At 67.5% G+C, this 19,635-nt stretch carries 17 protein-coding genes, 1 tRNA gene and 1 pseudogene; 9 read left to right on the top strand and 10 right to left on the bottom strand.

The features are described from left to right. On the bottom strand, positions 1–272 hold a 272-nt coding region (locus G8O29_RS16660; RefSeq protein WP_437440815.1), incomplete at its 3' end, for a hypothetical protein. Between the two features lie 114 nt (positions 273–386). On the opposite strand from G8O29_RS16660, the gene G8O29_RS16655 reads away from it, so the two are divergent. Next, positions 387–938: an LOG family protein gene (locus G8O29_RS16655; RefSeq protein ID WP_166404353.1), complete on the top strand. Its 552-nt coding sequence runs from the start codon at positions 387–389 to the stop codon at positions 936–938. A 61-nt stretch (positions 939–999) separates the two neighbouring features. Here the strand turns inward: G8O29_RS16655 and G8O29_RS16650 are convergent, their stop codons facing one another. The 5 genes from G8O29_RS16650 to G8O29_RS16630 all read right to left on the bottom strand — a co-directional run bounded on the left by G8O29_RS16650 (position 1,000) and on the right by G8O29_RS16630 (position 7,025). Then, a complete protein-coding gene (locus tag G8O29_RS16650) occupies positions 1,000–1,602 on the bottom strand; it encodes a superoxide dismutase (RefSeq protein ID WP_166404352.1) in 603 nt (200 codons plus the stop codon). Positions 1,603–1,725: 123 nt separating this feature from the next. Further along, positions 1,726–2,271, bottom strand: a complete 546-nt coding sequence (locus G8O29_RS16645; protein ID WP_166404351.1) for a sarcosine oxidase subunit gamma — start codon at positions 2,269–2,271, stop codon at positions 1,726–1,728. Beyond that, positions 2,264–5,182, bottom strand: a complete 2,919-nt coding sequence (locus tag G8O29_RS16640) for a sarcosine oxidase subunit alpha family protein (protein ID WP_166404350.1) — start codon at positions 5,180–5,182, stop codon at positions 2,264–2,266. Before G8O29_RS16640 ends, G8O29_RS16645 begins: the two co-directional genes overlap by 8 nt. A gap of 184 nt (positions 5,183–5,366) precedes the next feature. Then, positions 5,367–5,687 (bottom strand): sarcosine oxidase subunit delta, encoded by a 321-nt coding sequence (locus tag G8O29_RS16635; RefSeq protein ID WP_166404349.1) that lies wholly within the window; start codon positions 5,685–5,687, stop codon positions 5,367–5,369. A 90-nt stretch (positions 5,688–5,777) separates the two neighbouring features. Beyond that, positions 5,778–7,025 (bottom strand): sarcosine oxidase subunit beta family protein, encoded by a 1,248-nt coding sequence (locus G8O29_RS16630; RefSeq protein WP_166404348.1) that lies wholly within the window; start codon positions 7,023–7,025, stop codon positions 5,778–5,780. A gap of 247 nt (positions 7,026–7,272) precedes the next feature. On the opposite strand from G8O29_RS16630, the gene ccmI reads away from it, so the two are divergent. From ccmI to G8O29_RS16615, 3 genes are read left to right on the top strand one after another with little or no spacing between them, the layout of a single operon-like run. Beyond that, the gene (gene ccmI, locus G8O29_RS16625) at positions 7,273–8,496 is read left to right on the top strand and encodes a c-type cytochrome biogenesis protein CcmI (RefSeq protein ID WP_166404347.1); all 1,224 of its coding nucleotides are present in this window, start codon (positions 7,273–7,275) and stop codon (positions 8,494–8,496) included. Further along, positions 8,493–8,975, top strand: coding sequence for a Holliday junction resolvase RuvX (ruvX, locus tag G8O29_RS16620; RefSeq protein ID WP_166404346.1), 483 nt, complete (start codon positions 8,493–8,495; stop codon positions 8,973–8,975). Before ccmI ends, ruvX begins: the two co-directional genes overlap by 4 nt. Beyond that, positions 8,972–9,202, top strand: coding sequence for a DUF1289 domain-containing protein (locus G8O29_RS16615; RefSeq protein ID WP_166404345.1), 231 nt, complete (start codon positions 8,972–8,974; stop codon positions 9,200–9,202). Before ruvX ends, G8O29_RS16615 begins: the two co-directional genes overlap by 4 nt. Positions 9,203–9,323: 121 nt before the next feature. Here the strand turns inward: G8O29_RS16615 and G8O29_RS16610 are convergent, their stop codons facing one another. Continuing rightward, positions 9,324–10,064 carry a hypothetical protein gene (locus G8O29_RS16610; RefSeq protein WP_166404344.1) on the bottom strand — a complete coding sequence of 247 codons (741 nt, stop codon included), beginning with the start codon at positions 10,062–10,064 and terminating at the stop codon, positions 9,324–9,326. Further along, entirely contained in the window at positions 10,058–10,876 is an 819-nt protein-coding gene (locus G8O29_RS16605) for a sulfite exporter TauE/SafE family protein (protein WP_166404343.1), read from the bottom strand. The genes G8O29_RS16610 and G8O29_RS16605 overlap by 7 nt, the downstream gene beginning before the upstream one ends. Before the next feature lie 174 nt (positions 10,877–11,050). On the opposite strand from G8O29_RS16605, the gene G8O29_RS16600 reads away from it, so the two are divergent. Beyond that, positions 11,051–12,244, top strand: coding sequence for a multidrug effflux MFS transporter (locus G8O29_RS16600; protein ID WP_166404342.1), 1,194 nt, complete (start codon positions 11,051–11,053; stop codon positions 12,242–12,244). On the opposite strand, the gene dusA is transcribed toward G8O29_RS16600, so the two are convergent. Then, complete coding sequence (gene dusA / locus G8O29_RS16595) at positions 12,226–13,209, bottom strand: tRNA dihydrouridine(20/20a) synthase DusA (protein ID WP_166404341.1); 984 nt, start codon at positions 13,207–13,209, stop codon at positions 12,226–12,228. The genes G8O29_RS16600 and dusA overlap by 19 nt on opposite strands. Positions 13,210–13,816: 607 nt before the next feature. Then, a pseudogene (locus G8O29_RS16590) lies at positions 13,817–14,227 on the bottom strand (DDE-type integrase/transposase/recombinase); the annotation flags it as partial. 679 nt (positions 14,228–14,906) lie between these two features. Here G8O29_RS16590 and G8O29_RS16585 point away from each other — a divergent pair. The 4 genes from G8O29_RS16585 (at position 14,907) to G8O29_RS16570 (ending at position 19,304) form a co-directional block, all read left to right on the top strand. After that, positions 14,907–15,941 (top strand): cysteine synthase A, encoded by a 1,035-nt coding sequence (locus tag G8O29_RS16585; RefSeq protein WP_166404340.1) that lies wholly within the window; start codon positions 14,907–14,909, stop codon positions 15,939–15,941. After that, positions 15,938–18,382: a DUF3772 domain-containing protein gene (locus tag G8O29_RS16580; RefSeq protein ID WP_166404339.1), complete on the top strand. Its 2,445-nt coding sequence runs from the start codon at positions 15,938–15,940 to the stop codon at positions 18,380–18,382. The genes G8O29_RS16585 and G8O29_RS16580 overlap by 4 nt, the downstream gene beginning before the upstream one ends. Beyond that, the gene (locus G8O29_RS16575) at positions 18,379–19,095 is read left to right on the top strand and encodes an alanyl-tRNA editing protein (protein ID WP_166404338.1); all 717 of its coding nucleotides are present in this window, start codon (positions 18,379–18,381) and stop codon (positions 19,093–19,095) included. The genes G8O29_RS16580 and G8O29_RS16575 overlap by 4 nt, the downstream gene beginning before the upstream one ends. A 119-nt stretch (positions 19,096–19,214) precedes the next feature. Then, positions 19,215–19,304, top strand: a tRNA-Ser gene (locus tag G8O29_RS16570). Positions 19,305–19,635 lie beyond the last annotated feature (331 nt).

The raw sequence follows: 19,635 nt of genomic DNA, 5'->3' as shown, positions 1-19,635 counted from the left end.
GCCTCGGCCTCGGGCGCAGCGGCGGCCGTCTCGACCGGAGGCGTGGCCCCGGGCTGCAACGCGGGCGCCTCGGCTGCGGCCCCTTTGGACAGGGCGGCAGGATCGGGGGCGGGTGCGGGTGCGGGGGTAGCTTCGGGTGCGGGGGCGGCAGCGGGGGCGGTTCCAGCCAGGTCTGCCGGGGCGGGACGCGTTGCCTGCCAGCCGAGATAGCCCGCGCCGGCCAGGATCACCCCGCCCAGCAGCAACAGGACAACGCGCGTTCCCCGGTCCAAGGCCCCGAATGAAGACATCCCCAATTCCCCCCGGCGCGGTTTCGCCGCCTTGCGTTTCTTGTGATCAGGAATCTCTATATGACGGGGCAAAGCAACCCCTTTTCAGGTTTCGACATGTCCCTTCGTTCCGTCTGCATCTTCTGCGGCTCGCGTCCCGGTCGAAATCCGGCCCATGCCCTTGCCGCGCGCGCGACCGGAGAGATGCTGGCGCGCAACGGCTGGCGGCTGGTCTTCGGGGCGGGCGATGTCGGGCTGATGGGGGCGGTGGCCGAGGCGGCACAGGCGGCGGGGGCCGACCGGCTGGGGGTGATCCCGGTGCATCTTCTGGGGCGCGAGCGAACCGGGCGCGACCTGTCGCGGCTGGTGGTGACCGAGGACATGCACGAGCGCAAGAAGGTGATGTTCATGAACTCGGACGCGGTGGTGGTGCTGCCGGGCGGTGCGGGGTCGCTGGACGAATTCTTCGAGGTCCTGACCTGGGCGCAGATCGGGCTGCACGGCAAGCCGATCCTGCTGCTGGATGTCGCGGGCTACTGGCAGCCGCTGGTGGGGTTGATCGACCATGTGATCGCGGAAGGCTTTGCCGATGTGTCGCTGAAGCGGCATTTCCGGGTGGTGCCGGATGTGGCCGCGCTGGAGGCCGCGCTGGCCGAGGCGCTGCGATAGCGAAAGGCCCGCAGCTTGCGTTGCGGGCCTTCGACAGATGATTTCCGGGATCCTGGCCGGATCAGAGGCCGGCGGCAACGGCTTCCCAGTTGACCAGCTTGTCCAGGAAGTTCGTCAGGTAGGCCGGGCGCTTGTTGCGGAAGTCGATGTAGTAGGAATGTTCCCACACGTCGCAACCCAGAAGCGCGGTCTGCCCGAAGCACAGGGGGTTCACGCCGTTTTCGGTCTTGGTGACCTTCAGGCTGCCGTCCTTGTCCTTGACCAGCCAGGCCCAGCCCGAGCCGAACTGGGCCGCCCCGGCGGCGGCGAAATCCTCCTTGAACTTCTGCACGGACCCGAAGCTTTCGGTCAGCGCCTTCTCCAGCTCTCCGGGCATCTTCTTGTCCTCGCCCGGGGCCATCCAGGTCCAGAACATGTTGTGGTTCCAGTGCTGCGAGGCGTTGTTGAAGATGCCGTTCTGGGCCACCGCGCCGGCCTGGTAGGTGCCGCGGATGATGTCCTCGAGCGACTTGTTCTCCCATTCGGTGCCGGCGATCAGCTTGTTGCCGTTGTCGACATAGGCCTTGTGGTGCAGGTCGTGGTGATATTCCAGCGTCTCCTTCGACATGCCGAGGGGCGCAAGCGCATCGTGGGCGTAGGGCAGATCGGGAAGGGTGAAGGCCATGGGAAAGCTCCTGTTGGTTGCTTGCCACGAATAAGAGGTCTGGATGCGGGAAGGTCAAGGGCAAGCACCCGGTATAACACCCGGGCGGCGGCCCGGTTCCCCGGACCGCAGGCGGCGGGATCGCTAGAGCTCGCTGCCGGGCTGGGCGGAGTGGGTCAGAAGGCCCATCACATAACTTGCGACCGATCGGAAGCAGACCAGCGTAAAGCCCTGATCCTGCTGCCAGATCGCCGCCGCAACCTGGGCTGCGCGGCTGCGGCGCAACTCGCCCGGTTCCAGCCAGTCGAAATCCACCGGCATCAGCTTGCGCAGCACCTGATCGGCCCTGTCGCCCTCGATCCGGAACACCGCACGCGCGTCCGAGACATCGACGGCGAGATGGTGCTCTCCGGCAAGGGCCTTGGCGATCTTGGCCAGCGCCGCGCCGACCTCGGCATAGGGCAGGATCAGCAGGTATTCGTCCGGGCTCATCCAGCCGCAGGCGCGGTCGCCCTTGATCTCGATCCGGCGCTGAGCGGGCAGCTTGGTGCCGGTCACGGCCTTCACCGCCTTGTCCAGCGATTTCAGGCCCTTGGCGCGCAAGGTGATCATGCCGAGGGGGCCGATCTCGCGGATGGTGGCGAAGCCCTGGAAGCTGGCGCCGTTCAGCGCGCTGACTGGCTCAGACATTCTGCTTCTCCCCATCCTTGTCATAGAAGACCGTATCGCGGACGCGGGCCTTCACCGTGCCGCCGGCGACGGTGTTGAACTCCACCACCTCGCCCATGCGGGCGGGGCCGTGTTTCAGAAGGCCCATGGCGATCCCACGTTTCAGCGTGGGCGAATAGTAGGTGGAGGTCACGCGGCCCTGCGTGTTGCGCTGGCCGTTCGCATTGACCCCTTCGGCGATGACATAGGCACCGTCGGGGATGACCGAGCCGTCCAGCGTCTCGAACCCCACCAGTTTCCAGCGGTCGGGGCTGGCAAGGAAAGTGCGTTCCTGCCCGCGCTTGCCCAGATAGTCGGCCTTCTTCTTCGAGATCGCCCAGTCGAGGCCCAGGTCCTGCGGGATCACCGTGCCGTCGGTTTCGTCGCCTATCATGATGAAGCCCTTCTCGGCCCGCATGATGTGCAGCGCCTCGGTGCCGTAGGGCATCGCGCCCAGGGCCTTGCCTGCCTGAGTGCAGGCCGCCCAGAAGGCCGCGCCGTGGCTGGCGGGGACGGCAATTTCGTAGCTGAGTTCGCCCGAGAAGCTGATCCGGTAGACCCGCGCGGGCAAGCCCGCAAGCGTGCCGTCCGCCCAGTGCATGAAGGGCAGCGCCTCTTTGGAAACGTCCATCCCGCCAAGGACTTGCAGCAGTTTCCTCGCGTTCGGTCCCACCACGGCCACTTGCGCATACTGTTCCGTGACATTGGCGGTATAGACCTGCCAGTCCCACCATTCGCATTGCAGCCAGTCCTCCATCCAGGCGTGGATGCGGTCGGCCCCTCCGCTGGTGGTGTGGCAAAGCCAGGTGTCCTCGTCGATCCGAGCAACGACGCCATCGTCGATCAGGAAGCCCTGCTCGTTGCACATCAGCCCATAGCGGCACTTGCCCACGGGCAGCGTGGACATGACGCCGGTGTAGAGCATGTCGAGGAATTTCCCCGCATCCGGGCCCTTGACGATGATCTTGCCCAGGGTCGAGGCGTCCAGCAGCCCGAGGTTCTGGCGCGTGTTCAGCACCTCGCGGTGGACGGCCTGTTCATGCGTCTCGCCAGGGCGCGGGAAGCAGTAGGGGCGGCGCCAGAGACCGACGGGTTCGAAATAGGCGCCCGCCTTTTCATGCGCCGCGTGCATGGGCGTCTTGCGCAGGGGCTGGAAGATCTCGCCCCGCGCCTCGCCCGCCAGCGCGCCGATGGTGACGGGCGTGTAGGGCGGGCGGAAGGTGGTGGTGCCGACCTGCGGGATCTCTTGACCCAAAGTCTCAGCAAGAACGGATAGACCGTTGATGTTGCTGAGTTTTCCCTGATCCGTCGCCATGCCGAGCGTGGTGTAGCGCTTGGTGTGTTCGACCGAGACATAGCCCTCGCGGGAGGCCAGTTCGACGTCGCTGACCTTCACGTCGTTCTGGTAATCGAGCCACATCTTCGACCGCAACTGGATCGGCGCGCCCTGCGGCATGACCCAGACGGGCGGGATGGCGACGGGGGTGCCGGTGAGGTCGAGGTCTCCGGCCGCCGCGCCCACGCATTCCACCATCGCGGAGCCGTCATGGTTCAGCGGCGGCCGGGCGGGGTCGGGGATGAAGGCCGAGATGGTCTCGTCCCACAGCAGTTTGCCGCCGCAATGGCTGAACAGGTGGACGACGGGGGACCAGCCGCCGGACATGGCGACGGCCTCGCAGGCGATTTCCTCTTGCACCGCCCCTTCCCCGGCCTGGGCGCAGATGGCGACGCCGGTGACGCGTTTGGTGCCCTTGACCCTGGCGATGGCTTTGCCGGTCAGCACGCGGATGCCGGCGGCGCGGGCGGCCTGCGGCAGCGCCCCGTCTGCGGCTTCGCGGGCGTCGAGGATGGCTGGCACGTCGAGGCCCGCCGCCTTCAGCGCAAGGGCGGTCTGGTAGGCGCTGTCGTTGTTGGTGACGATCACGGTGCGGTCACCGGGGGAGACGGCGTAGTTCACCACATAGTCCCGCACCGCCGAGGCGAGCATGACGCCCGGGATGTCGTTTCCGGCAAAGGACAGCGGGCGTTCGATGGCCCCGGTGGCCGAGACGATGCGCCCCGCCCGGATGCGCCAGAGCCGGTGCTTCGGCCGGCCGTCGCCGGGCGTGTGGTCGGCCACCCTTTCGTCGGCCAGCACATAGCCGTGGTCATAGACGCCGAAGCCGCAGGTGCGGGTGCGGATGGTCACGTTGTCGCGGGCGGCGAGGTCGGCTTCCATGGCCGACAGCCAGGTTTCGACCGGCTGGCCGTCGACTTCGGTCTGGTCCACGGGCGCGCGGCCGCCAAGGGTCGGGGACTGTTCCAGCAGGATCACGCGCTGGCCGGCATCGGCGGCGGCCTTCGCGACCTTCAGGCCCGCGACCCCTGCCCCGATCACCAGCACGTCGCAGAAGGCATAGGCCTGCTCATAGCGGTCAGGGTCCGGCTGGGTCGGCGCCTTGCCCAGGCCCGCCGAGCGGCGGATGATCGGCTCGAACACATGTTTCCAGAACGGGCGCGGATGGATGAAGGTCTTGTAGTAGAACCCGGCGGGCAGGAAGCGGCTGACATGGTTGTTCACCACGCCCACGTCGAATTCCAGGGACGGCCAGTGGTTCTGCGAGGTGCATTCGAGGCCGTCGAAAAGTTCCGTGGTGGTGGCGCGCTGGTTCGGTTCCAGCCGCGCGCCGGAGCCGAGGTTCACCAGAGCGTTCGGCTCCTCCGGTCCCGAGGCGACGATGCCGCGCGGGCGGTGATACTTGAAGCTGCGGCCGACCAGCATCTGGTCGTTGGCCAGAAGGGCTGCGGCAAGGGTATCGCCGTGGAAACCGCGCATCCGTTTGCCGTTGAAGGAAAATTCGACGGCGGCGGTCCGGTCGATCAGACGGCCACCCCTGGTGAGGCGCGTGCTCATGGCGTGGTTCCTGCGGCATGAAGGAGCCCCCCCACCCCATCCCTCCCCCACGAGGGGGGGAGGGAGGCGCGGATGGGGGACGTCAGGTCAAGATGGGGGCCGGTGGCGCGGCGGGGCGCGACAGGCCCCTCCCCCCGCGTGGGGGAGGATGGGAGGGGGGGCTGGCCCAAAGCGGCGCGCATGGTCATTCGGGTTTCCAGTCCGGGCGGCGGGCCAGGATCTTCGCGATGATGTCGGCGGGGGGTTCGGAGACCTGCGCGGGGTAGGTTCCGAACACCTCCAGGGTGGCGGTGCAGCGGGCGGCAAGGAACCACTTGCCGCAGCCGTAGGTATGCCGCCAGCGTTCGAAGTGGACGCCCTTGGGGTTCTTGCGGGCGAACATGTAGGCCTCGAACTCCTCGGGACTGGAGCCGGGGCCGAAACGCTTCAGATGCGCCTCGTAGCCGGGCGAAAGCTCGGTTTCCTCGGCTTTGACGCCGCAATAGGGACATTCAAGAATGAGCATCGCAGCGCTCCATCATTGCGGCCTGGCCGCGAGAATTTTCCGAAACTTCTGCCGGTTCCCCAGAGGGACCCTGCCGCGCCTGTCCGTTCATCAGTGCGCCACCCCGGCCGCGACGGATTCGTCGATGAACCGGCCTTCCTTGAAACGCCACATGTTGAACTCGGCGGCCAGCGGCCCCGGTTCGCCCTTGGCCATCAGCTCGGCCATCGCCCAGCCGGAACCGGGGATCGCCTTGAACCCGCCGGTGCCCCAGCCGCAGTTGATGAAGCAGTTGCCGAGGGGGGTCTTGGAGATCAGCGGCGAGCGGTCGCCGGTCATGTCCACGATGCCCCCCCACTGGCGCAGCATCTTCAGGCGGCTGATGATCGGGAAGGTTTCCACCAGCGCCCGCAGGGTTTCCTCGATGTGGTGGAAGGACCCGCGCTGGGTATAGTTGTTGAAGCCGTCGGTGCCGCCGCCGATCACCATCTCGCCCTTGTCGGATTGCGACATGTAGCCGTGAACGGTGTTGGCCATGACCACCACGTCCATGCAGGGCTTGATCGGTTCCGAGACCAGCGCCTGAAGGGCGACGGCCTCGATGGGCAGCCGGAAGCCCGCCATCTCGGCCAGTTGGCCGGAATGGCCGGCGACGACCAGGCCAAGCTTCTTGCAGCCGATGAAGCCCTTGGTGGTGTCAACCCCGGTGACCTGGCCGTTTTCCGACCGGACGCCCTTGACCTCGCAGTTCTGGATGATGTGCATTCCCATCGCCGAACAGGCCCGCGCATAGCCCCAGGCCACCGCGTCATGCCGCCCGGTGCCGCCGCGCGGCTGCCAGAGTGCGCCGAGGACCGGATAGCGCGGTCCGTCGATGTTCAGGATCGGGCACAACTCCTTTACCCGCTGGGGCGTGATGAATTCTGTCGCCACGCCTTGCAGGGCGTTGGCATGGGCCGTGCGCAGATAGCCGCGCACCTCGTGGTGGGTCTGGGCCAGCATCATCACACCGCGGGGGCTGAACATGACGTTGTAGTTCAGCTCCTGGCTGAGCGTCTCGTACAGGCTGCGGGCCTTTTCGTAGATCGCGGCGGAGGAATCCTGAAGATAGTTCGACCGGATGATCGTGGTGTTGCGGCCGGTGTTGCCACCGCCGAGCCAGCCCTTCTCGACCACCGCGACATTGGTGATGCCGAAGTTCTTGCCCAGGTAATAGGCGGTGGCCAGGCCATGGCCCCCTGCCCCGACGATGATGACCTCATAGGCCGGTTTCGGTTCCGGCGAGGCCCAGGCGCGCTCCCATCCCATATGGTAGCGGGCTGCCTCGCGGGCGATGGCAAAGACCGAATAGCGCTTCATCGGGGCCTCTTGTCGGACGGGGGCTGCCAGAGCGGGTCTGGCTGCCATGTCTTGTATGAGATGCGGATTACAGCCACACCCGCAGGCGGCACAATCGGGAAAATTGCGACATGACGCGGATCGGGAACCGGGCCAGGCTGCTGGGGGGAGGCGGAGGACTGCGGCCGAATGCCCCTTTCTTGGGCGGGGCGAAACGACTATGTGGGCCGTGGGGACGGGCAGCAACGGGCAGGGGCGCAGGCTGGCGATGACGGGCTGGATCTTCTGGGCGGTGGCCGTGACCCTGGGCGCGCTGGTCGCTTCGGTGCTGGTGGCGGCGCTGCGCCGGGTGCCGGCAGCGGCGCCGCAGGACGATCTGGGCGCCGATCTGTCCGTCTATCGCGACCAGTTCGCCGAGATCGAGCGCGACCTGGCGCGCGGCACCATCGGCCCGGACGAGGCGGCGCGGCTGCGGGCCGAGGTCGGCAAGCGCCTGCTGGAGGTGGACCGCGCGCGGGCGCGGTCGGCAGCGGCAGCGCGCCCGGCCGGGGCCACGGGTCCGGGCCGGGTTGCTTCAATGCCTGCGGTGGCGGCCGTGATCGTGGCGGTCATCCTGCCGGGCGGGATCGCGGCCTATGCCTGGCTGGGCGCACCGGGTTATCCCGACATGGCGCTGTCTGCGCGGCTGGCCGCGCTGGATGCGGGCCTTGCCAGCCGTCCGGCCCAGGCGGAAGAGCTGGAGCGGATCGGCCGGCCGCGCGACGCGGCCGCCGATCAGGCGCTTGTGGTCGAGCTGGCCGGTGTCACCGACGCCGACACGCTGCGCGCGCGGTTCCGCACGGCCTTCGAATCGGGCGACTTTCACGCCGCGGTCCGGGTGCAGGAGCGGCTTGTGGCCCTGCGGGGCAGCGCCGCGGACACCAGCGATCACGCCAACCTTGCCCTGGCGCTGGTGGCCGAGGCCGGCGGCTATGTCTCGCCCGAGGCCGAGGCCGCGCTGCGCGCCAGCCTTCGGGCCGACATGACGAACGAACTCGCCCGCTATCTGGTGGGCGAGATGTTCGTGCAGGGCGGCCGCTTTGACCAGGCCTTCCGCTTCTGGCGGCCGCTGGCCGAGAACGGCAATCCTTCCGCACCCTGGACGGCATCCATCCGCGAGCGCATCGGTCAGGTGGCGGAACTGGCGGGGGTGCGCTATGCGGCGCCCCAGGCCCCGGGACCGACGGCGAGCGACATCGCTGCGGCGGGCGGGATGTCTCCCGAGGACGGGCAGGCGATGATCGAGGGCATGGTGGCGCAGCTGTCCGACCGACTGGCGACCGAGGGCGGCACGGTCGAGGAATGGAACCGGCTGATCCGGTCGCTGGCGGTGCTGGAGCGGCTGGCGGAAGCGCAGACGATCTATGACGAGGCGAAGGCGCAGTTTGCGGGCCGCCCGGCGGAACTGTCCTTCCTGCGCCTGGCGGCGGTGGAAAGCGGGCTGAACCCGTGATCTGCGCATCGGTCGAGGAGTTTGTCGCCGCCCTGCCCCCGATGCGGGCGATTGCGGGGCTCGACCTTGGCGACAAGACCATCGGCGTCGCGCTGTCCGATCTGCGGCGGCAGGTGGCGACGCCCGTCGAAGTGATCCGGCGCGAGAAATTCACGCTGGACGCGGGCCGTCTGCTGGCGCTTCTGGAGGCGCGGGGCGCGGCGGGAATCGTGCTCGGGCTACCCTTGAACATGGACGGGTCCATCGGCCCCCGGGTGCAGGCGACCCAGGCCTTTGCGCGCAATCTGGAGAAGCTGACCGCCCTGCCGATCTGCTATTGGGACGAGCGTCTGTCTACCGTTGCGGCAGAAAGGGCACTTCTGGAGGCGGATACGTCGCGGAAGCGTCGGAAAGAGGTGATCGATCAGGTCGCGGCGGGCTATATCCTGCAAGGCGCGCTGGACCGGATGGCGCATATGGGGCGGGGTGAGCAGGCTTGAAGGACGATGTCTGGAAGCGCGACGAGATCGCCAGCCCCTGCGTGAAGCTCTGCGTGGTGCATCCCGAGGAACGCATCTGCGTCGGCTGCTATCGCACCATCGACGAGATCAGCCAGTGGTCGAAGCTGAGCCACGAGGAGCGGGCCGCGGTGATGGCCGAACTGCCCGCCCGCGCGCCGCGATTGCAGAAGCGCCGCGGCGGCCGGCTGGCCCGGCTGGAGCGCTGATCATATCGAGTGCCTGACGGCACGTTCCCCTTGGGTCGCCTGCGCGGGCTTGGGCCCGCTTGGCTCCGGTTGGGGGCATTCTGCCCCCAAACCCCCTGAGAGTATTTGGGACATGGGCAAATCAGGGGTTGTCGAGCCAGGCTTCTGCCGTTGCCAGAAGCGGGCGGAAGTAGGCGATCATCCGGCCTTCGGCGGGGGCGCGGTCGTCCGGTTTCCACGGTGCCACGCCGTGCAGCGTGAGGCGGTGGAGGAGCGTGGCTTCGCCGGGTTTCGCGTGCAGCTCGATCCGGCGACAGGTGGCGAAGATGTCCTTGCGGGCGGCCTGATAGGCTTCGGTGATGTCGATGTCGCCCCAGGTTTCGGGCGGGTGGGGGTTCAGGGCCTTGCGCAGGGCTGCGCGGAGGATGTCGTGGCTGCCTTCCCACACTGTCAGCGGCGCGGCGGCGGTGTCGTTCAGCGGCAGGCCGAGGATCCAGGCGTGGGGTTCCTTGACCATGCGCCGCTTGTCCGGGCCGATGGGCAGAAGGCCGTCGAGATGCGCGGCGTCGCGGTCGCGGCGGAAGGCGAAGGCGGCCGGGGTTTCCTCGGGCGACGGTTGCGGGTAGCCGGGGCGGATCACGGACAGCTGGGCGCGGTGCAGGGGTTCGGGCGCAAGCGGCAGGGCCTGCCAGGGGAAGGCGGTGCCGTCGATGGACCCGTCCGGCGCATTGGGCAGGGCATCGACGCCGACGAACCAGGTGCCACCGCAGCGCCAGGGCTCGGTCGTGGCGGCCAGGACGTCCAGTGCGGCGCTGCGGGCCGCTGCGGCCCAGGCGGCGATGGCCGGGTGGGGGCCGATCCGCTGCCAGCCCGGCCCTACCATCCCATGACCTTGCGCAGCATGTTCAGCGCGACCAGCGTCAGGAACACCGCGAAGGCGCGTTTCAGCGGCCTGGGGTTCATCGCATGGGCAAGGCGCACGCCCAGGGGCGTCGTCAGAAGCGTGGTGCCGATGACGACCAGGAAGGCGGGGAGGTTGACGGCTCCGATCGTCCAAGGGGGTGCCTCGGCGACGGGGAGGAGCAGGAAACCAAGGACCGAAGGCACCGCGATCAGCACGCCGAAGCCCGAAGCGGTGGCCACCGCGCGGTGGATCGGCATGGCGTAAAGCGTCATCAGGGGCACGCCGAAGGTGCCGCCGCCGATCCCCATCATCGCCGAGAAGAAGCCCACCGCCCCGGCCAGCGCGCTGCGCACAGGCTCGGCCGGCATCGCCGCGCCAAGCCGCCAGTGGTCGCGGCCGAAGGCCATCCACAGCCCGGCAAGCCCCGCGAGTGCGCCGAACACCGCTTGCAGGGTCAGGGACGAGACCTTGCCGGCGACAAAGGTGCCGATGGCGGCCGAGATCACCAGCGCCGGGCCCCAGGTCTTCAGCACCTGCCAGTCCACCGCGCCTTTCCGGTTGTGCGAGGAGACCGAGCGCAGCGAGGTGATGACGATGGTGGCCATCGAGGTTGCGACGCAGATCTGCATCAGCTGACTGCCGCCATAGCCGAGGTGGCCGAAGGCGTAGAAGAAGGCCGGGACCAGCACGATCCCGCCGCCCACGCCCAGAAGCCCGCCGATCACTCCGGCAAAGGCGCCGATCACCACCAGCGCGGCGATCATCGGAAAAAGCAGCGAAAGGTCGGGCATGTGTCACCTTGGAATGTGCCCCCGAGGCATAGCCCGGAGCCGCAGGGGCCGCCAGAGGCGATGCGACCGGAACCGGCCCCGGCATGGCACGACCTGCCGGAGGGGTCATGATTTCCGATCTGGCGACAGAAGATACCAGGTGGTATGCAGCCCGCCTGCCCAAGGAGAATCCCCATGTCCCGCCCCGTTTCCCTGACCCTGATGTCGGTCATCCTTGGCCTGGTGGCGGCGGTCGGGCCCTTTGCCATCGACATGTATCTGCCTGCGATGCCTGAGATCGGCCGCGATCTGGGCGTGGACCAGCAGGCGGTGCAATGGACCATCGTCGGCTATTTCGTGACCTTTGGCCTCGCGCAGCTGGCCTATGGGCCCTGGGCCGATCAGGCCGGGCGGAAGCCGCCGCTCTACGCCGGGCTGGCGCTGTTCATCACCGGCACGGTGATCTGCGCGCTGGCGCCCTCGATCGGCTGGCTGATCGCCGGGCGGATGGTGCAGGGGCTGGGCGGGGCGGCGAACATGATGGTGCTGCGCGCGGTGATCCGCGACCTCGCGACCGGGCCGCAAGCGACGCGGATGATGTCCACGATCATGATCGTGATCGCCGTCTCGCCCTTGCTCGCGCCCCTGTCGGGCGCGGGCCTGCTGGCGCTGGGGGACTGGCGGCTGATCTTCCTGGCGCTGCTGGCGGCGGCGGTTGCGAGCTTCTTCCTGATCCATTTCGCCCTGCCCGAGACGCTGACCGACGCCAACCGGCAGCGGTTCGACCTGTCCGGCACGCTGGCAGGGACGCGGGTGCTGCTGGCCGACCGGGAGTTCATGGTGATGACCTTCCTTGCGGGCTTTGCCTTCGCCAGCTTCTTCGTCTTCATCGCCAGCGCCGCCTTCGTCTATCGCGACCAGTTCGGGCTGACGCCCACGCAATTCTCCTTCGCCTTCGCGGTCAATGCGATCGGCTTCTTCGCGGCCTCGCAATTCGCCTCGCCCCTGTCGCGGCGGCTGGGGACGTTGCGGATGATCGCCGGTGCGACGGTGGGCTTTGCGCTGGCGACCTTTGCGGGTTTCGGCCTGGCGCTTGCCGGGCTGGCAAGCCTGCCGGTGACGATGAGCACGCTGTTCATAGGCAACATCTTCCTGGGCGTGATCCTGCCCACGGCGCAGGTGCAGGCGCTGGAAGAGCACGGCGAGATCGCGGGCCTTGCCTCGTCGCTGGGCGGCACGATGCAGATGGTCGCGGCGGGGGTGCTGGTGGCGGCAGCCGGGCCGTTCCTTGACGGGACGGTCACGCCGATGCTGGCGGCCATCGCGGCCTGCGGGCTGATCGCGCTGGTCCTGTCGCGGATGATCCCGCGTCAGGCGGCCCTGGCCTGAACCTCGGCAAGCGCCGCCTCCAGAACCTCGAGCCCTGCCCCCTCGCGGGAGGCTTGCTCTGACAGCACGCGCCGCCAGCCGCGCGCGCCGGGGCGGCCGGTGAACAGGCCCAGCATGTGCCGGGTGATCTGGTGCAGCCTGCCCCCCGCAGCAAGGTGGTCGGCGATATAGGGCCGCATGGCATTGGCGACATCCACCGGATCGGGCGCGAAATCCTCGTCCCAGAGCGCATCGGCCCCGATCAGCACCGAGGCCGGGTCGTGATAGGCGGCGCGTCCGATCATGACCCCGTCGAGGCCCGCGTCCAGAAAGGCCCTCGCCTGGGCAAGGCTGGTGATCCCGCCGTTGATGCAGATGGTGAGGTCCGGGAAGCGCGCCTTCATCCGCAGCACCAGGTCATGGTCCAGGGGCGGGATCTCGCGGTTTTCCTTCGGAGAAAGGCCCTGAAGCCAGGCCTTGCGGGCGTGGATGATGATGTGGCGGACCCCTGCCCCGGCGATGGTCTCGATGAACCGCGGCAGGACGGTTTCGGGGTCCTGGTCGTCCACGCCGATCCGGCATTTGACCGTGACCGGGCTGTCGGTTTCGCCCTGCATCGCGCGAACGCAGTCGGCGACCAGCTGTGGCCGTTCCATCAGCACCGCGCCGAAGCAGCCCGACTGCACCCGGTCCGAGGGGCAGCCGCAGTTGAGGTTGATCTCGTCATAGGCCCAGGCATTGGCGATGCGGGTCGCCTCGGCCAGTTCGCGCGGGTCGGAGCCGCCGAGTTGCAGGGCGACAGGATGTTCGACGGGGGAATAGTCCAGCAGCCGGGGCTTGGGCCCGTGGACGATGGCGGGGGCGGTGACCATTTCGGTGTAAAGCATCGCCCGGCGGGTCATCTGCCGGTGAAAGACCCGGCAGTGCCGGTCAGTCCAGTCCATCATCGGGGCGACGGACAGGCGATGTGATTGATTGTGTGTCATTTTTTCTTGTATCTTGAATCCGTTGGCACAGTTTGTGTCCACGTCAGACTACGCCCTGATAGCCCCCGATTTCCCCTGTTTCGACGACTAACTGCACACATAGCGCACACGAAAATGGACTCGATCACCAAGCTTCCCTCCGGTGCTTACCGGGTCCAGGTCAGCCGGAAGGGCCGCTGCGCAGGCGAGACGCCCCTCGCACCGTGACGACGCCCGGATATGGGCGCGCCAAGCCGAGACCCTGGTCGATCAGGGGCTGCCGCCCAACCGATCGTCCGTGGCCCGCCTGCACGCTTTCGGTGACCTGGTTGACCTTCATATAGCCGATATGCGCGCCGCAGGGAAACCACCCCGTCGGAGCAAGGCGGCGACACTTGCGACGCTGAAGCGCGACCCCGGAAATGGGAGGATCGGGCATTGCGATCGGGACAAGCTCATCGGATATGGCCGCAAGCGCGCGGACCGGGGCGCAGGACCCGTGACGCCTGGCATCGACATCGGCGTCATCAAGATGATCCTGACCCATGCCGCTGCTCTCCATGGACTGGAGATTCGCGTTCCGGGTGTCGGTAATCCTTCCCGGTTTAACGGGGCGCGACTGTAGACCTCACGCGGGTATTTTCAGCTTCATGGCGGGTGCCACCCCGCCGATGCCCGTGTCGGGGCTTTCGTTGTCTTGGGTCCAGAGCCATTCGGTGGCGATCTGCTGCACCTCCTGAATGGTTTCAAGGATGCAGAGGGCCAGCCGTTCATGCCGGACCGTCCGGTTGCAGCGTTCGACACAGGCGTTCTGCCGGGGCTTGCCGGGCTGGAGGCAGGTCAGGGCGGCGCCTTGCTTCTCGGCCCAGGTCATCAGCATGGAACTGACGTATCGGGAGCCGTTGTCGACCCTGATCGCCAAAGGCTTGCCGCGCCATCCGATGATCTGGTTCAGCGAGCGGACGAACCGTTCGGCGGGCAGGGAGAAATCGACCTCGGTGCCCAGCCCCTCGCGGGTGAAGTCGTCCGGCACGTTCAACTTGCATCCCCTTGACCTTGGGGAGGAATACCCTGCCGGTCCGGTTGCGGCTGGATTTTTCCGTGTTTTCGAGGGTTATGCGGTAGGGGCTGAGCACGGGCCTCGGTGCAAGTTGCTACGAACGCGGTCTTGTGGGGCCGGTGCTCTCTGGGCCTGTTGCCCATGCGATCAAGCTGCGTTCTCGGCTAGATGGTGATTACAGTCACGAAAACAGTGGCGCGAAGTGAACACTCCGATATCGGTGTCACGGTCCGGGGATCGGACCATGCCGGGCGATCTGTCCCCCGGACAGCCTCGCGTCACCTTCCGACGAATTCGAACGAATAACCCCGTCCGGTCGCCTCCGGAGGAGGCGCGGGGACCCTGGTTGATGCCGCAGGCCTGCGGCTCAGAGGCCCCGATCAAGGCCGCAGCATGGGGAAGGCCCGGACGCGACCGGCGTCGCAGGACATTCCATGACGCCGGCATGACCGAGCCGGGCCGGACGACAAGACCGCTCGCCCTGCCCTTGCCGGGTGCGCGCAGGGATGGCCGGTGCTGCCCAAGCCTTGCGGTCGGTTGCCGGTTCCGGCCGGCGAAAGGCCAGGGACGCCGCCGAAGAGGCGAAAGCGCCTGGCCTGGCTGCTTGAGTTTGGCCGACGAGGCACATACACCTTGGAGACCAAGGAAGGACCGCCCCATGCGCATTCATCAGGATCTGGCCGACACGATCGGGAACACACCGCTTCTCAAGCTGCGAAAGGCTTCGGAGATGACGGGGTGCACGATCCTGGGCAAGGCCGAGTTCATGAACCCCGGTCAGTCGGTCAAGGACCGCGCGGCGCTGTACATCATCAGGGATGCCATCGCGAAGCGCCTTCTGAAACCCGGCGGGACCATTGTCGAGGGCACGGCGGGCAATACCGGGATCGGGCTGGCGCTGGTCGGCGCCTCGATGGGGTTCCGCACGGTGATCGTGATCCCGGAAACGCAGAGCCAGGAAAAGAAGGACATGCTGCGGCTGGCGGGGGCCGAGCTGGTGCAGGTTCCGGCCGCGCCCTACCGCAACCCGAACAACTATGTCCGCTATTCGGGCCGTCTGGCCGAGGCCCTGGCCAAGACCGAACCCAACGGCGCGATCTGGGCCAACCAGTTCGACAATGTGGCCAACCGCCAGGCGCATATCGAGACCACGGGTCCCGAGATCTGGGAACAGACCGGCGGCAGGGTGGACGGCTTCATCTGCGCCGTGGGCTCGGGCGGGACGCTGGCGGGTGTGGCCGCCGCCCTGCAACCGAAAGGCGTGAAGATCGGGCTCGCCGATCCCGAAGGCGCTGCGCTGCACAGCTACTACACCACGGGCAAGCTGGAGGCTCCGGGCTCGTCGATCACCGAGGGCATCGGCCAGGGGCGGATCACCGCGAACCTTGAAGGCTTCACGCCCGATTTCAGCTATCGCATCCCCGATGCCGAGGCCTTGCCGATCATCTTCGATCTGCTGACCGAAGAGGGTCTGTGCATGGGCGGCTCGACCGGCATCAACATCGCCGGAGCGATCCGCATGGCGCGCGAGATGGGGCCGGGCAAGACCATCGTCACCATCCTGTGCGATTACGGCAGCCGGTATCAGTCGAAGATCTACAACCCGACCTTCCTGCGCGAAAAGGGCCTGCCGGTTCCCGCCTGGCTTGACCAGGCGGGTCGGGCGCTTCCGACGGTTTACGAAGACGCATGAGGCGGCCCCTTCTCTGGCTGGGTCTGGCGCTTGGCCTTGCGCTGACGGCGGCGCCGGTTCCGGCGCAGGACCAGGCAAGGACGGCTGCCGCAGGGTCGGAGGTCGAGATCGAGGCGCCTGCCGCCGACAGCCCGGAGCTGGACTATGCGCTCTGGGAGCGGATCGCCGAACGCGCAGAGGCCGAGATCGAGGACCGAAACACCCCGTCCGAACGGCTGGAAGACATCCGCACGCGGCTGGCCAAGTGGCGGGCGGCGCTTCTGGCGGCGCAAAGCGCGAATTCCGCGCGGATCGCCACCCTGCGCCAGCAGATTGAGGCCCTGGGGCCGGCTCCGGCGGACGGCGCGGTTGAGGCCGAAGAGATCTCGGCCCGCCGCCAGGAACTGACAAACCAGCTGGTCAAGGTCCAGGCCCCCGGCATCGCCGCCGAAGAAGCCTATCGCCGTGCCGACGGTCTGATCGACGAGATCGACCGCACCCTGCGCGAAAGGCAGGCCGACCAGCTTCTGCAACTGTGGCCATCGCCGCTTAATCCCGGCAACTGGCCCGAGGCCGCCATCGGCCTCGCCGACACCGTGCAACGCCTCTGGGACGAGATCCTGGAAGCCTGGCAGACGCCGGCCGCGCGGCAGACACTGTTCGACAACCTGCCGCTGATCCTGGTCCTGGTCGTCGTTGCCGCAGCACTGGTGATCTATGTGCGGCGTTGGATCGAGGCCTTTGCCGAGCGTCTGCAAGTCGGCGCCTCGGTCCGCGGACGGCATTTCCTGGCGCTGATCGCCTCGCTGGGCGGGATCCTGCTGCCGACCCTCGGGGTCGCGGCACTGTCCCGGGCCATGCTGGTCAGCGGCATGCTGGGCGAGATCGGCACCCTGATCGCCATGGTCCTGCCCGTGGCGGGTCTGCTGGTCTTTGTCTTCGCCTGGATCGGCGCTCGGGTCTTCCCCAGAGTGCAGGACGACGATCCGGTCCTGCCGCTGCCGCCGGAGCGGCGGGCCGAGGGGCGCTTGCTGTCGGTTCTGATGGGTCTGGTGCTTGCCGCCAATCTGCTGCGCGGCGCGGCGATGGATGCGCAGGCCTATTCGGACGCGACCACGGCGGTCATGACCTTCCCGATCCTGCTGACCGGAGGTCTGGTGCTGATCCGTCTGGGCCGCACCCTGCGCGGCATCGCCGAGACGGACGCCCGCAACGCCAGTTACGGACTTCGCCTGATCCAGCTTCTGGCGAAGGGCCTGACGGTGGTCGGCATCGCCGGACCCGTGCTTGCCGGCCTCGGCTATGTCCAGGCCGCCGAGGCGATGATCTATCCGGCCATGCTGTCCTTTGCGCTGGTCACCATCCTGTTCATCCTGCAACGCCTGATCGGGGACGCCTGGGCGCTGATTTCGCGCTCGGACCAGTCCGCGCGGGACGGCCTGGTGCCGGTCCTGGCGGGCTTTGCTCTGTCGATCGCGGCGCTGCCGCTGCTGGCGCTGATCTGGGGCGCACGCCTGTCCGATCTGACCGAGCTGTGGACGCGGTTCAACGAAGGCTTTCAGATCGGCGGCACCCGGATCTCGCCGTCGAATTTCCTGATCTTCGCGGCGGTCTTCGTCCTCGGATACATGCTGACGCGCCTGTTCCAGGGCGCCCTGCGCACCACCATCCTGCCCAAGACCCGGATGGAGCCCGGCGGCCAGACCGCGCTGGTCGCGGGCGTGGGCTATGTCGGCATCTTCCTCGCAGCGCTGATCGCGATCAACGCCGCGGGGCTGGACCTGTCGGGTCTCGCCATCGTTGCCGGTGCGCTGTCGGTCGGCATCGGTTTCGGCCTTCAGAACATCGTGTCGAACTTCATCTCGGGCATCATCCTTCTGGTCGAGCGCCCGGTCAGCGAGGGCGACTGGATCGAGGTCGGCGGGGTGCAGGGCAAGGTCCGTGCGATCAGCGTGCGCTCGACCCGGATCGAGACCTTCGACCGCAACGACGTGATCGTCCCCAACGCCGACCTGATCACCGGACGGGTGACGAACTGGACCCGCTTCAACCTTTCGGGCCGGCTGATCGTGCCGGTGGGGGTGGCCTACGGGTCGGACACGCGCAAGGTCGAACGCATCCTGCGCGAGATCGCCGAGGCGCAGCCGCTGACGGTGCTGAACCCGCCGCCGCTGGTGGTGCTGACCGGGTTCGGCAACGACGCCATCCAGTTCGAGATCCGCCTGATCCTGCGGGATGTGAATTTTCTTCTGACGGTGCGCAGCGAGATCAACCACCAGATCCTCGAACGCTTCACCGCCGAGGGCATCGAGATCCCCTTCGCGCAGTCCGACGTTTCGCTGCGCAACGTGGACGAAATCGTCGAGGGGCTGCTGCGGCTGCGCGACGGCCAGGCGTCCCCGCCGCGCGGGCGCCGCAAGGCTGTTGCCGTCACCGGGATCGAGAAGGATGACAGCGGATGACGACCGAACTTCTGTTCCGGGACGACGCCTATCTGACCGCTGCCGACTGCCGGATCATCGGGCACACGCCGGAGGGCGGGCTGATCGTGGACCGTTCGGTGTTCTACCCGACCGGCGGCGGCCAGCCGGGCGACAGCGGCGTGCTGGACTGGGGCGGCACGCGCATGCCGATCGCCACCGCGCTGAAGGTCGAAGGCGGCATTGCCCTGATCCCGGCCGAGCCCGCGCCGATGCCCCCGGTCGGGGCCCCGGCGCGTCAGCAGATCGACTGGGGCCGCCGGTATCGGCACATGCGGGTCCACACGGCCCTGCACCTGCTGTCCGTCGTCCTGCCGTTTCCCGTGACCGGCGGTCAGATCGCGGCCGACAGGGGACGTCTCGACTTCGCCATGCCGGAGCCGCCGGGCGCCGTGTCTGCCCTGGAAGAGGCGCTGAACGCCCTGATCCGGCGGGATCTGACGGTCAGCGACGACTGGATCAGCGACGACGCGCTGCTGGCCAACCCTGGACTGGTGAAGACGATGTCGGTCCGGCCACCCCTGGGTCAGGGCCGTGTTCGTCTGGTGCGGATTGCCGACGGCGAGACCCAGATCGACCTGCAACCCTGCGGCGGAACCCATGTCCGCCGTACCGCCGAGGTCGGCCAGATCAAGATCGGCAAGATCGAGAGCAAGGGCCGCCAGAACCGGCGTGTGTCCCTCCAGCTGGCATAGGCCGATGCGCTGTGCTCCGGTCAATGCCTTTAGCCTGACCGGCCAGCCACCGGTAATTCCGCGTAATTGCCAGATAGCCTCTTGAAGGCTCCGCCAAACCCGAGGTATCAGCCCCAGACGGACAGTTGGCCGAGTGGTCGAAGGCGCACGCCTGGAAAGTGTGTAGGCGGGGAACCGTCTCGAGGGTTCGAATCCCTCACTGTCCGCCACTTGCCCTCGCGAAAGCGTTCTCCCGATCCGGCTCCGGCCGGATTTTTCCGTTGTATTCGGGGGTTATGCGGGAGGGGCTGAGCACTGGCGTCGGCGCCACGCGGCCCGGAAGTGGTCTCTCGGGGTCGATATTCTCCGGACCTCATGACTGCGCCAGTTTGGTGCATTCTTCACAAGACATTGAATTTAAAGAGGTTAATCTTCTGCCTGCTGAACACTTCGAATTCAGGGACATTCTTTGAGAAGGAACAGAAATCGAACGTTTGGTCGAATTGCGAAGTGGCCGGGCTGTCCCTTCGACCCTCGAGTGGGACTTGTGTGGTGATGCCC

The sequence above is a fragment of the Rhodobacter calidifons genome (assembly GCF_011174775.1).
In the GTDB taxonomy this organism is placed as follows: Bacteria; Pseudomonadota; Alphaproteobacteria; order Rhodobacterales; family Rhodobacteraceae; genus Tabrizicola; species Tabrizicola calidifons.
The sequence above is the reverse complement of the archived record's forward strand: the minus strand, read 5'-3'. Positions and strand labels throughout refer to the sequence as shown.